This window comes from Lapidilactobacillus mulanensis (genome assembly GCF_003946215.1).
Lineage (GTDB): Bacteria > Bacillota > Bacilli > Lactobacillales > Lactobacillaceae > Lapidilactobacillus > Lapidilactobacillus mulanensis.
Genome location: NZ_RHOW01000007.1, coordinates 1 through 13,526, shown reverse-complemented (window position 1 = coordinate 13,526; position 13,526 = coordinate 1). Strand labels below are relative to the sequence as shown.

The following is a 13,526-nucleotide window of genomic DNA, read 5'->3' as shown; positions in this document are numbered from 1 at the left end:
TTTACTTTGAAGGAAGTGTAGAAAAATGCAAAAGAAAAGAATCAGATGGCAAAGCATTGCACCATATCTGTTCGTCGCACCTTTTATTATTTCATTTTTGGTGTTCTCGTTGTATCCTTTCATCAATGCCGTGATCATGAGTTTCCAGCAGGTGAACGGATTTAGTGATACACAATGGGTCGGTCTTGCAAATTATCGACAATTATTCAACGATGGTGACTTCTATGCTGCCTTGTGGAATGTCTTACGGTATACTTTCTGGACAATTCTCATTTTGATTCCATTGCCAATGTTGGTTGCTTATATCATGAACCAAAAAGGTTTGCCAATGAAAGGCTTCTTCCGTTCTGTATACTTTGTTCCTGTATTGACCTCTTCTGTTATTGCAGGTTTGATTTTTAAATATGCTTTCAGTTCTGAAAAGACGGGTGTATTTAACGAATGGATCAGTCATTTAGGTATTGCGCCTGTTGATTGGTTGAACAGTTCAGGCACTGCAATGTTTGCCTTGATCGTTATTGCCGTATGGCGTTGGTTAGGGACAAACATGATTTACTTCTTGTCTGGATTACAAGGCATTTCTCCAGAACTCTATGAATCAGCATCAATGGATGGCGCTAATGGTTTCCAGAAGTTCTGGTACATTACGATTCCATTGTTAAAGCCAATTACAATTTATGTGTTGACGATTTCGATAATGGCTGGTTTTTCAATGTTCAATGAGTCATACGTATACTGGGGTGCTCAATCACCGAATAACGTTGGTACAACTTTAGTAACCTTGATTTACAAAGCTGCATTTACGAATGGTAATTTCGGCTATTCATGTACCTTAGGTGTTGCGCTGTTTGCAATCGTTGTCGTGGTTAATATTATTCAAACTCGTGTCATGGGTTTGTTCAAGGATGAGGGGTAATTATCATGGGTGAAACTAAGAAAAACAGAATTCGGATAACCCTCAGCCTGATCTTGATGATCTTTCTTGCAATTATTGTTATGATTCCTTTTTACTTCATGCTGGTTGCATCGTTTAAAGATACGTCAACGATTTTCTCAAACGGGTTAAATGTTGATCTCAATTTCAAAAAAATGAATTTAGATTCTTATAAATCACTATGGACAAATCGAAATGGGATTTATTGGCAGTGGTTTAAGAACAGTTTGATCATTACGATTCTTGAAACTGTTTTGGTTTTGGCCTTCACTTCAATGGTTGGCTATGGCTTAGCTCAGTATGATTTCAAAGGTCGTAAAACAATTTTTGCCATTGTATTGATCATGATGATGGTACCAAGCAGTATTCTCTTGTTACCATTGTACAAATTGGTCACACAATTAGGTTTAATGAACACGTATGCTGGGGTAATTTTACCAGGTATTGTTCCCGCGTCGGCAATCTTCTTCTTCAGGCAGTTCTGTTTGGGACTTTCAAGAGAGTTTGCTGAGTCAGCACGGATCGACGGTTGTGGTGAATTCAGAATTTTCTGGCAGATCTACGTGCCATTGATGAAGCCAGCTTTTGGTGCCATGACGATCTTAACGACTATGAACTCATGGAATGATTTCTTATGGCCATTGATCGTTATGAAGTCTGATGCAAACTTTGTTATTCCTGCAGGTTTGTTATCAGCTATGACGCCTTATGGTAATAATTATCAGTTACTCTTTGCGGGTTCTGTTATGTCCGTTATTCCAATACTGATCGTCTTTGCTTTGAACCAGAATCAATTTATCGAAGGACTTACTAGTGGCGGTGTGAAAGGTTAATCTCATATGAAAAAAAATCTGATTTATCAAGTTATCGAAATATTTTGGCGCTTTGTGCTTTGTAGTTTCTATTTCTACTTAAGCAATGTGGTTTTGATTGTGTCACTATTGACACTTAAATTTAGTCTGGTCACTTCTCCAATTTATTTAATTGGATTAGTCCTTCTGTATCCTTCGATTGGTGGATTGGCAGACTTGCTTAAAGATCGAAGTTGGAATATTGAGTTCATTGCGGGCTTTAAGAAATATTTCCACTTTTACTGGGTAAATCGGTTTAAATATTTAAAGATTGGTCTACTTTACACTGGTATTGTCATCTTTTTACTTTTTGATATGTATGCCGTTAATGCGGTTATTAAGAATCAATTATTCTCGCCGATGATTTTGGTTTTGTTGATTTTGACTCTGGTCAGTCTTGGCTGGATTATTGGGATACAATCATTTTTCAAAATTGACGTGAAGAATAGTCTGAAGATGTCATTTTATGCGCTAAGTCACTTTGGGCTGAACTCACTGATGATTGTGCTCTTGTTTTTCTTGATTTATATGTCGGTGTCATTTATTCCACAATTCATGGCCTTTATTATTGCACCGGTTGTGATTGAGGGTTTGATTTTGTTAACGAAGAAACCATTGCAACAAATTCGTTTGCAACTGCATATTCATTAATTGTGGGGTAGGTGATCAATTTGAAAATAATCGGTACATTTCTATTAGTGATCGGGATTGTATTGGCCATTATCAGTGTGGTTCGTTATGTGATGCAAATTTTTAAAATGCCTACTGAAAAAAGAGCGGATTTTAAAAATTTGATCATGCCTAAGGGCTCAATCTGGAAACATGGTAATAATATTCTGTTTCTAATTGGTGTGGTTCTATTGATTGCCGGACTGATCATGGTCGGTTAAAAGAATCGGAAGCCTGTTTAAAATTAATTGCAAAGGAGTGACAGTTCATTGTTAGAAGCCTTAAAAAAAGAAGTTTATGAAGCCAACATGTTATTGCCCAAATATAACTTAGTCACTTTTACTTGGGGTAATGTGAGTGCCATTGATCGCGAAAAAGGGTTGTTTGTGATCAAGCCTAGTGGTGTTGACTATGATAAATTAACGCCCGACGATATGGTCGTTGTTAATTTGAAGGGTGAGGTTGTCGAAGGCAAGCTCAATCCTTCTAGCGATACACCCACGCACACCGTTTTGTACAATTCATTTCCAGAAATTGGTGGAATCGTTCATACCCATTCACCATGGGCCGTTTCGTTTGCTGAGGCCGGTTTAGATTTGCCCGCAGCAGGAACGACGCACGCCGATACTTTCTATGGTCCAGTGCCCGTTTCCGATGCACTGACTCAAGAAGAAATCGAATCTGCGTATGAAGAAAACACCGGCAAGGTAATCGTTCGTACTTTTAAAGAGCGCGGAATCAAACCGATGGATGTGCCTGCAGTATTAGTTCAAGATCATGGCCCATTCACTTGGGGTGCCACGGCTGAAAAAGCAGTTTACAACGCGAAAGTTTTGGAAGTCTGCGCTGAAATGAGTTATCACACGATGATGTTGCAGAAATTTGCCGGCATCGCCAAAGACGTCGCGACGCCACAATATCTTTTAGATAAACATTATTATCGTAAACATGGTAAGAATGCTTATTACGGACAGAAAAAATAGAATTTAAAATATGAAATAATTTAATATGGGAGTGTCGAATATCATGTTATCAGTACCTGAATATAAATTTTGGTTCATTGTTGGTAGTCAGGCTTTGTATGGCGACGATGATTTAAAGTCAGTTGAAAAAGATGCTAAGGAAATTGTTGCTGGATTAAATAAGAGTGGTCAATTACCTTATCCGGTTGAGTTCAAAGAAGTTGCGATTGACGCGGCTAATATTACTTCAGCAATGAAAGAAGCTAACTTCAAAGATGAAGTTGCCGGTGTTATCACTTGGATGCACACGTTCTCACCAGCTAAAAACTGGATCCGTGGCACGAAATTGTTGCAAAAACCTTTACTTCATTTAGCCACTCAATTCCGTAACGATATTCCTTGGGATACGATCGACATGGATTATATGAACCTGAACCAGAGTGCTCATGGTGATCGCGAATATGGCTTCATCAATGCCCGTTTGCGCAAGCATAATAAAGTTGTCTATGGTTTCTGGGGCGATGAAGAAGTCCAAGGCGAAATTTCTGACTGGATGAATGTTGCCGTTGGTTACAACGAAAGTTTCAATATTAAAGTTGCTCGTTTCGGCGACAATATGCGCAATGTTGCCGTTACCGAAGGCGATAAAATTGAAGCTCAGATCCAAATGGGTTGGACCGTCGATTACTTTGGTATTGGCGATCTTGTCGAAGAAATCGGTAAAGTTTCCGAAGCAGACGTTGATGCTGAATACGCCGACTTAGAGAGCAAGTATGATCTTGTGCCTGCTGCAGGTGACAATGATCCTGAATTCTTCAAGAAGCAAGTTCGTTATCAATTAAAAGAAAAAATTGCCATGGAGCGTTTCTTCGAACGTGGCGGTTATTCTGCTTTTACAACTAACTTCGAAGATCTTTGGGGCATCAAACAATTACCTGGTTTGGCAGTTCAATTGTTAAATCGCGAGGGTTATGGTTTTGCCGGCGAAGGTGATTGGAAGACGGCTGCCTTAGATCGTTTGTTGAAGATCGTCAGCCATAATCAAAACACTGGCTTCATGGAAGACTACACGCTTGACTTACGTAAGGGTCATGAAGTTATTCTTGGTTCACACATGCTTGAAGTTGATCCAACCTTGGCAAGTACAAAGCCTCGTGTTGAAGTACACCCATTAGGCATTGGTGATCGCGAAGATCCTGCACGTTTGGTCTTTGATGGTCAAGTTGGTGATGGTATCGATGTAACGATGTCTGATTTTGGCGACGAATATCGCTTGATCGGTTATGAAGTCGACGCTAAAAAAGCCGAAGAGCCAGCACCAAACTTACCTGTTGCGCGTCAATTGTGGGTACCAAAAGCTGGTTTGAAGAACGGCGCGACACAATGGATCCAAAATGGTGGTGGTCACCATACTGTCTTCACGACAAAAGTGACTGCACAACAAGTGACTGATCTCGCACAAATGTTTGACTTAAAGTTCGTTAATATTAAATAAGCTGTGCAATGCGTTCAGCTAGCAAGCATGGTTATAGGCTGGATGATTGTTATTGATCATTCAGCCTTTTCTGACGAAACATTTTTATAGTAAATCGATCGAGGTGCATGATGACAATTAATATTAAACAAGAAATCACGGACGGCAAAACTTCTCTAGGCATTGAATTGGGTTCGACGCGGATCAAGGCGGTCCTGGTGGCGACTGATCATTCAGTAGTCGCTTCTGGCAGTCATGCTTGGGAGAATCAGTTGGTTGATGGCTTCTGGACTTATTCGCTTGAAGAAGTTTGGCAAGGAATTCAGGCAAGTTATGCCGAACTTAAGCAACAAGTTTCAACGCAGTATTCAGTTTCACTGACAAAAATTGCCGCAGTCGGTGTCAGCGCGATGATGCATGGTTATTTGCCGTTTGGCAAGGATGATCAATTATTGGTTCCCTTTAGAACCTGGCGCAATAATACAACGGGTGAGGCCGCAACCCAGTTAACGAAATTATTTAATTTTAATATTCCTCAGCGTTGGAGCATTGCCCATTTGTATCAGGCTATTTTAAATCAGGAATCGCACGTTAAGTCGGTTGATTTCTTAACGACATTGGCGGGTTATGTGCATTGGCAACTCTCTGGTGAAAAAGTGATCGGAATTGGCGACGCGTCTGGTATGTTTCCGATCGATGAGACCACGCATAATTATGATCATGACAAAATGGAGAAGTTTGATCATTTGGCCCAAGTTTTAGGCTATCAATTTAAACTCGCTCAAATTTTGCCAAAGCCATTGATTGCGGGTGCGGTTGCAGGCAAGTTAACAACCACTGGCGCGCAAAAATTAGACGTGACCGGTGAATTACAAGCTGGTTCGTTAATGGCACCACCAGAAGGCGATGCGGGCACTGGAATGACTGGGACGAATAGTGTCAAAAAACGGACAGGTAATATTTCGGCAGGGACTTCTGCTTTTTCAATGGTTGTCTTAGACCAGCCGCTTGCAAAAGTGCACCGCGATATTGATATTGTCACCACGCCCGAGGGTGCTCCAGTTGCCATGGTGCACACCAACAACTGTACTTCTGATGTCAACGCGTGGATGAAGATGTTCACAGAATTTAGCCAGCTGATCGGTTCGGATTTATCCGTCGATCAATTGTATGGAAAATTATTTGATCACGCTGCAGCTACAGCGGAGGCTAACGCCGGTGGCTTAGTTAATTATGCTTACCTGTCTGGCGAAAACATTACAGACGTGCAAGAAGGACGCCCAATGTTTGTGCGCACACCCAATAGTCAATTTAACTTGGCTAACTTTATTCAGTCGCAAATTTATTCAGCCTTTGCACCCTTAAAGATTGGGATGGATGTTTTGACTAAAGAAGAGGGCATCACCACCGACGTGTTGATTGCGCAGGGTGGACTTTTCCGGACGCCAGTGGTTGCACAACAAATTTTAGCCGATGCCTTGAATACACCGATCACTGTAATGGCGAATGCTGGTGAAGGCGGCCCTTGGGGAATGGCGATTTTAGCGCAATATGTGCTGGATAAAAATGGTGCCGATTCATTAGCCGATTATTTAGACAACGAGGTCTTCAAAGATCCAGAAAGCAGCACCTTGCCACCTAATCAAGCTGGCGTTGCAGGCTACGACGAATATATCGAACGTTATAAATTAGGACTGGCGGCCGAAGTGACTGCCGCAAAAATTCCTGATGTGGCGAAGAAATCGTAATTAAAAGAGTTGGTTCTAGGGGGAGCTAAAGTAGAGAGATTGAGGTAAGGGCAATGAAGAAAATAAGCAAAGCGCTGTTTGGCACAGCGTGTCTGGCAGTCGGGTTGAGTATTTTAGTCGGTTGCAGTCAACCGAAACCAAAGGCGGCGAAACAAGTGTTGAACGATCCGAAATTTACGGATGTTTCTGTGCATGATCCTTCAATTGTGAAATCGGGTTCTGATTATTATATTTTCGGTTCACACATGCAAATGGCGAAGTCACCTGATTTGATCAAGTGGCAACAGATCTCTAATAATGTAGATGATCAAAAATTATTTACGGATATTCATACCGAGTTGGCGGATGTGTTCACGGATGCAAGTACGGATACTTTTTGGGCGGGTGATATTGAACAACTCAAAGATAAGAAGTATTACATGTATTACTGTGCCTGTGAAGGTGATAATCCAACGGCCGTACTTGGTTTAGCGGTCGCAGATAAAATCAGTGGTCCATATCATGACCGGGGCATTTTCCTACGTTCGGGGAATGCCGTCTCTGACGACGTAACGTATGATGCCACGATCGAACCGAATGCGATCGATCCACAAACTTTCTATGATAAGAATGGTCAGTTGTGGATGGTTTACGGCTCATATTCTGGTGGGATATTCGTTTTGAAGATGAACGAAAAAACTGGCTTGCCAATTGCAGGACAAGGTTACGGCAAACGACTGCTCGGTGGCAATCATGTGCGCGTAGAAGGCTCTTATATGCTCTATAACGCCCAGACAGACTATTACTATCTATTCCTATCGTTTGGGGGCTTGGATGCAACAGGTGGCTATAATATTCGCGTTGGCCGCTCGAAAAATCCTGACGGTCCCTTTGTCGATTCAGCAGGGAATGATTTTACCAAAATTCAAGGGCCAGCAGGAACGACCTTCGATGATCAAGCAATTGAAAAGTATGGCGTAAAAATTATGGGTAATCACACTTGGGATACTAAGAAACCATATAAGTCCGGCTACGTTTCACCGGGGCATAATTCGGCGTACTTTGATTCGAAGACCAATCAATATTTCTTGATTTTCCATTCTCGCTTTCCGAATACAGGCGAGGCTTATGAAGATCGCGTTCACCAAATGTTCTTCACTGAATCGGGTTGGCCGGTAGTGGCACCATTGCGCTATGCCGGTGAAAAAATTGCGAAGTATAAACTTGATCAGGTGATCGGCGATTATGAAGTGATTCAGATGAATAAGAAAATCACGGCGAAAATTACGACACCAACTGATTTGACGATCAAGAAAGATGGCAAAATCAGTGGCGTGGATAATGCAAACTTGAAGTTTGAAAATAAGGGTGAGCAGAGTCAGGTTTCGATCGGCGCTAAGAATTATCAAGGTTATTTTGTGTCGGAGTGGGATCAATATACGAAGAAGCAAACCATGACCTTTACGGGTACGGATCAGAATGGCGAACCATTGTTTATGGTTCGTAAGTAGTTGTGCGTGTTGAAATTTAGGGTGTGAAAAAGCGATGGACACGGTTGAGTAGAATCAACGCGGTGTTCATCGCTTTTTTTGGTTGTTTAAAAAATTGGAAGGCTTGTTTTGCGTGAGGTAGGATTTAGTTCGGTTCCGTCAGAACGCTCCAGAAAATAGTTGCGCCTCGCTGTGGGGATGACTTCAAGCCTTTGCAAAATCGGCAAAGTCTTGAAGATCACCCTTGTTCTAGCGGGACTATGGTTTTGTGGAGAACTGCATTGTTAGTCAATTCATCTGAGAACGTTTAGGAAATAATCTGGTCCCGCAAGAACAATTTCACTGCGAGGCGCAACTTTTTCTTCCGCGTTCTGACTCATCTTGGCGGTTTCATAGTGGTTACTCTAGTCAACGTCTAGTCCTGTGCGACTGATTTGTATCGCAACTCTTTTCTCTAGAAGGCGAAAGGTGGACTTGATTGTCACACAAACTTTTAAGCTGAACTATTCTGCATAAAGGCAACAGTGTTAATCAAGTTTGAGGAACCTTGTTATTCAGATCCTAGCCTAGACGAAATAAGTTTAGGCAGAAGTTGCGGAAGAAAATAGTGGGATTGCAGTGGTAATTTTGTTAATGAGCGGTTTTTGCGAATTTACAAAATGGGAAAATGTGAGATCTTCCCGGTTTTGGAAGAGCTCATATTTTAGGCGGAAAACTTTTGGCGAACTTCCAAAAGCTTGGAACCGTCCCCACAGCAACCTCCCGCTATTTTCTGGAGCAACTCCTGCCGCAAGTAGACCCGAATTTTTTATCCTTGCTTAGCAACCCAGACTTCCATTTCACCGGCAGTTCGATTTGCCCAAGCGAAATACGGGATGAAGTTTAATTCGGTCGCCTCAACAGAACGCACGGTTGCTGTTGAATATAACGCGTCGGAATCTTCTTTAATCCGCGTGCCCTCAGCTTGGAGACGGACGAATGGAATTGCTAATGAATTTTCGTCGGTTTTTTCAATGAATGATGCAGTAAGTGGGAGCGCTAATTGCGGCAATTGGCTGCCATTGTCGGCTTGTTCTAAACAATAAACCAACGGACCACGTTCAACTGCGAGCTTGCCAATATCTGCGGTGACTTTTGGATCGGCTTGTGTTTTGCGGGCAGACATATCCAAAGTGAGCGTCAGTTCAGTGGTGCCAGACCAAACTTGGCTAATTTTCGCATAGCCGTTATTGAGTTCGATTGATTGTGCGACGCCATTAATTGCCAGTTGATAATTAGGCTGTGACCAAGTGGGAATGCGGATTGCTAATGTCGACTGTGATGGCTGCGTAGCGGTAACTTTGAGGGTGATATTTCCTTGCCATGGATAATTACCAGACTGGTCAATTGTGAGGCCGTTGTCGAAAGTTGTGTGGTTGCCGATGAATTGGTCTACATAAATCGTGTCGTCTTTGACTGTGTAAATATATTGGTCAACAGAGGCGACCAGACGTGCGAGATTAGGTGGGCAGCAGGCGCAACCGAACCAATCGGCACGTTGGACTTTGACATGTGACTTGGTTGGATCGTTGGCGCTGGCGACGGGATCGACGGAAAGGGGATTGACGTAGAAGAAGTGTTTGCCATCTAAGGACATGCCGCTGATCGTCCCGTTGAAAAGTTCACGCTCCATTAAGTCGGCGTATTTGCGATCAGGCGTTAATTCTTGCATCTGTTTGGCAAAAAAAGTCATGGCACATGAGGCACAAGTTTCCGCGTACATCGTGTCATTGGGTAAGTCATAATCGTACGTAAAAGCTTCGCCGCTAACTGTCGAACCAATACCACCGGTGATGTACATTCGGCGATCGGTGATATTATTCCACAGACGTTGGCAAGCCTCAATCAAGCTTTGATCGTGAGTTTGGCGGGCAATATGTGCCATCCCGGTCAGCAAATAAGTCATGCGCACGGCATGTCCTTCTGCAGTTTTCATCTCGCGAACAGGTGCTTGATTTTGGAAATACTTGGCCTGAGGGTCGGGATCCATGTTGTCGAACATGTCTGTGATGTTTTCGGCCTGGCGGGTCTTGGTTTGTTCCGCGAAGAAATTCGGTGTCGTTCCGCGCATATCGATCATATATTTAGCCAAGTTGGTGAAACGGGTGTCGCCGGTAACGTCTGCGAGTTTGGCGAGTGCCAATTCGATTTCGGGGTGGCCAGGATAGCCGTGTAATTTTCCAACTTCGGGGCCAAAATGATTGTCGAGACATGTGGCCATTTTAACGGCGATGTCTAAGGCCGTCTGGTTGCCAGTGGTCTGATAGTAGGCAACGCCAGCTTCAATATAATGTCCCATGCAATAAAGTTCATGGCTAAAAGAAACGTGTTTAAATTTGTTCTGCGGCGTGGTGAGCTGAATATACGTATCCAAATAGCCATCGGGTTGTTGTGCTTGGGCGATCAATTGAATCAAGTCGTCGGCTTTTTGTTGTAAGTCCGTATCAGGGGCATAGCGCAACGCATAGGCAACAGTTTCTAACCACTTATAAACATCGGAGTCTTGAAACCAGAAGCCGTAAAATTCGCCGGTCGCTAAACCCGCGGCGATTTTTAAATTCTGGATGGCGTGGCTTTTCTCAACGGCATCGAGTGAATTGGCATTCTCGCGTTGAATGTTGACGCTGATTTCATCGTTGATCACCGACCACTGATAGGGAATGAGTTCTTCTTTGACCAATTGGCGATAATTTTGCCAGAATTTATCGGTAATTTTTGTAGACGTAATTTTCATGAGTAGACACTTCTTTCTCGAATTGATAACTTAATTGTAGGCGTTTTATTGCCGGGTCAAAACTGTTATAATTGTAGAAAAAGTGGACAAAAGCGATGTGATTAAAATGGCGAGTCAGTTTTTAAAAGTTGCACTTGATCGGCCGGTGCGATATTTGCAGTGCGGGCAATTTTTAGCGGAATTGGGTTGGCAACATCATTCGATGCAACATGGTCAAGATGTCGAAGTGATCATTGGCCTGAGTGGACAAATTTTTATTGAGGTGAGTGGTCATCACTACACCGTCGAAAAAGGGGACGTGCTGACGATTTTTCCCGAGGAAACGATCGTCGGTTATTTGCCCACGCTTGAAAAAAGTGAATTTATTTGGTTTCACTTTATGGCGCGGGGTCAGCTACAATTAACTGACAAATTTACGGTTGACAGTGCCGTTTTACCGCGGAATTTTCACTTGAGTGCCGGCGAAAAGGTGATGATCAGCGCCCAACAATTATTAGATATGGCTCACAGTGAATATTATTCTGCATTGGCGGCCGATTATGCAGAGACGATGTTGTTGATCGAGTTGACGAATAATTATTGGCAGCAACAGCAGCAGATCACCAGCAAGCCGCATGATGTCAATCAAATTAAAGAATGGATCAGGGTGCAAATGGGCCAAGATTTAAAAGTGGCCGACGTGGCGGCGCATTTCGCCATCAATCCAGATTATTTAACGCGTGTTTTCAAAAAGACGGTCGGCATCACGGTGAAGGCGTACATGAATACGGTGAAGCTCGACTTCGCCAAATATTTATTGTTGACGACGGCTTTGTCGGTGGAAGAAATCAGCGCGCAATCTTTTTTTGAGGATCCAAAATATTTCATGCGTTTGTTCAAAAAAAAAGTACACCTGACGCCGAGTCAATATCGACAGGCGTACACACATACTTTTTTGAATAATCAACAGGTCGACCCCGGCGTGGATGTGCGACAATTATTGGAACGCGTTGAAACCTCCCACAAAAATTAAATCAACCGATTTGGCGTTTGAATTTTTTGAAATCAAAGATGCGATCGACTGCAGCTAAGCAATCGGCAGGAATCTCGAGATCGATGGCTTTTAAATTGTGCTGAAGTTGTGCGGGTTTGCTGGCGCCGGTGATCAAGCTCGAAATGCGCGGATCCCTTAACGCCCAAGCGAGCGAAAATGTGGCGAGGTCAGTGTGAAGATCGTCGGCGATCTGAATCAATTTTTCAACCTTGTCTAAATTATCATCGGTCAACATGGCTTGGATCTGAGATTGATACGTGGCGCGAGATCCCGCCGGAATTGCGGCCCCTTTGCGATATTTACCGGTCAATAAACCTTGTGACAGTGGCGAGAAGGGGACAATTCCGGTGCCGAATTGTCCACAGACATCGATCAATTCGTGTTCAATATAGCGGTCGAAGAGATTGTATTCGGGCTGAATGACGCTGATCGGATTGAGGTGGTCGCGGGAAATGATCAATTCCGCCTCTAAAAGCTGCACAGGCGTCCATTCGCTGACACCGTAGTAAAGAACCTTGCCGGCGTCTACTAAGTCACTGAGCGCCTTTAACGTCTCTTCTAGTGGTGTCGTTTCGTCGAAGCGGTGACAAAAATAAAGATCTAAATAATCGGTTTGCATATTTTTAAGCGAACGATCGACTTGTTCGAAGATATGTTTGCGCGAAAGCCCGCGATCATTGGCACCATCACCGGTTGGAAAGAACACTTTGCTAGAAAGTACGAGTTCTTGTCGAGGGAATTGTTGGAGGACTTTGCCGAGAAACTTTTCGGCAGCACCACCGCTGTAGGCGTCTGCGCAGTCGAAAAAGTTGATGCCATTTTCATAAGCGAGCTTGATCGATGCGGCGGCTAAATCTTGTTTTTCCGGTGTGGCCACGTCCGTCATCCAACTGCCTAGTGCTAACTCGCTAACTTTTAAGCCGTATTTTCCTAAATTACGATATTTCATTTGCTATTCCTTTCATGGTGCTCAGATTAAGTTGAATTCGCTAACAAAGTTGATCTCATCACCTCAAGTACACTTGAGGTCAAGTGGTTCAACGCTAATTTTTAAAAGCAATCTATTTTCAAAATTGGAGGTCAGGATCATCGCTACTTTTACCATTCGCACACTCGCCGATCAGTTCGATCTGGAATTGTCGACGTTGCGCTATTACGAAGAAATCGGTCTGTTACCAAACGTGACGCATTGCGGCAATCGCCGAGTCTATGATGAGTCGCATGTGGAGCGATTGCGCGCCATTGAATGTTTCAAAACGACCGGCATGACGATCAAAGAAATTCAGCAATTTTTTAAATACGATCAGGGCGAACTCGAATTGGATCCGATTATTGCCTTGTTGGCGCGCCACGTGGAGAGTACCGAGCAACAAGTGGCCAGCCTGATTCAAAATTTGGAAAATATTAAGCGCAAGTTGGCTTTCTATCAGGCGATTAAAACTGCTCGTGAACAGCAGCAACCAGATCCATTGTGGTCAGATTATTTGCAACGTCATTTTTAACCGCCTTGAAAAATAAAGAGGATACAAAAACAGGAGCCGGTTAATTGGGTCTTTGTCAAATAGTGTTGGTGGAGATTTATGAGCGATATCTGAATTTACAGATATCGCTTT

12 protein-coding genes are annotated in these 13,526 nt (G+C 43.1%); 10 read left to right on the top strand and 2 right to left on the bottom strand.

Annotated features, from left to right (window positions below; genetic code table 11):
• Positions 1–25: 25 nt before the first annotated feature.
• The 8 genes from EKM67_RS02750 to EKM67_RS02715 all read left to right on the top strand — a co-directional run bounded on the left by EKM67_RS02750 (position 26) and on the right by EKM67_RS02715 (position 8,128).
• On the top strand, positions 26–916 hold the full coding sequence (locus EKM67_RS02750) for a carbohydrate ABC transporter permease (RefSeq protein ID WP_125577068.1): 891 nt from the start codon (positions 26–28) through the stop codon (positions 914–916).
• A 5-nt stretch (positions 917–921) separates the two neighbouring features.
• The gene (locus tag EKM67_RS02745; protein WP_125577066.1) at positions 922–1,767 is read left to right on the top strand and encodes a carbohydrate ABC transporter permease; all 846 of its coding nucleotides are present in this window, start codon (positions 922–924) and stop codon (positions 1,765–1,767) included.
• 99 nt (positions 1,768–1,866) lie between these two features.
• Positions 1,867–2,436 (top strand): hypothetical protein, encoded by a 570-nt coding sequence (locus EKM67_RS02740; protein ID WP_125577064.1) that lies wholly within the window; start codon positions 1,867–1,869, stop codon positions 2,434–2,436.
• Positions 2,437–2,456: 20 nt separating this feature from the next.
• Positions 2,457–2,675 (top strand): hypothetical protein, encoded by a 219-nt coding sequence (locus EKM67_RS02735; RefSeq protein ID WP_125577062.1) that lies wholly within the window; start codon positions 2,457–2,459, stop codon positions 2,673–2,675.
• Between the two features lie 48 nt (positions 2,676–2,723).
• Entirely contained in the window at positions 2,724–3,437 is a 714-nt protein-coding gene (locus tag EKM67_RS02730) for an L-ribulose-5-phosphate 4-epimerase (RefSeq protein ID WP_125577060.1), read from the top strand.
• Between the two features lie 43 nt (positions 3,438–3,480).
• On the top strand, positions 3,481–4,911 hold the full coding sequence (gene araA, locus EKM67_RS02725) for an L-arabinose isomerase (protein WP_125577058.1): 1,431 nt from the start codon (positions 3,481–3,483) through the stop codon (positions 4,909–4,911).
• 107 nt (positions 4,912–5,018) lie between these two features.
• On the top strand, positions 5,019–6,638 hold the full coding sequence (locus EKM67_RS02720; RefSeq protein WP_125577057.1) for a xylulokinase: 1,620 nt from the start codon (positions 5,019–5,021) through the stop codon (positions 6,636–6,638).
• 53 nt (positions 6,639–6,691) lie between these two features.
• A complete protein-coding gene (locus EKM67_RS02715; protein WP_125577055.1) occupies positions 6,692–8,128 on the top strand; it encodes a glycoside hydrolase family 43 protein in 1,437 nt (478 codons plus the stop codon).
• 787 nt (positions 8,129–8,915) lie between these two features.
• Here EKM67_RS02715 and EKM67_RS02710 read toward each other — a convergent pair.
• Positions 8,916–10,880: a glycoside hydrolase family 127 protein gene (locus tag EKM67_RS02710; protein ID WP_125577053.1), complete on the bottom strand. Its 1,965-nt coding sequence runs from the start codon at positions 10,878–10,880 to the stop codon at positions 8,916–8,918.
• A gap of 106 nt (positions 10,881–10,986) precedes the next feature.
• On the opposite strand from EKM67_RS02710, the gene EKM67_RS02705 reads away from it, so the two are divergent.
• Positions 10,987–11,892, top strand: a complete 906-nt coding sequence (locus EKM67_RS02705) for a helix-turn-helix transcriptional regulator (RefSeq protein ID WP_125577051.1) — start codon at positions 10,987–10,989, stop codon at positions 11,890–11,892.
• Between the two features lies 1 nt (position 11,893).
• Here the strand turns inward: EKM67_RS02705 and EKM67_RS02700 are convergent, their stop codons facing one another.
• Positions 11,894–12,862, bottom strand: a complete 969-nt coding sequence (locus EKM67_RS02700) for an aldo/keto reductase family protein (RefSeq protein WP_125577049.1) — start codon at positions 12,860–12,862, stop codon at positions 11,894–11,896.
• Between the two features lie 31 nt (positions 12,863–12,893).
• Between EKM67_RS02700 and EKM67_RS02695 the strand changes: the two genes are divergently transcribed.
• Complete coding sequence (locus tag EKM67_RS02695) at positions 12,894–13,415, top strand: MerR family transcriptional regulator (RefSeq protein ID WP_164506538.1); 522 nt, start codon at positions 12,894–12,896, stop codon at positions 13,413–13,415.
• The last annotated feature ends 111 nt before the right edge of the window (positions 13,416–13,526 follow it).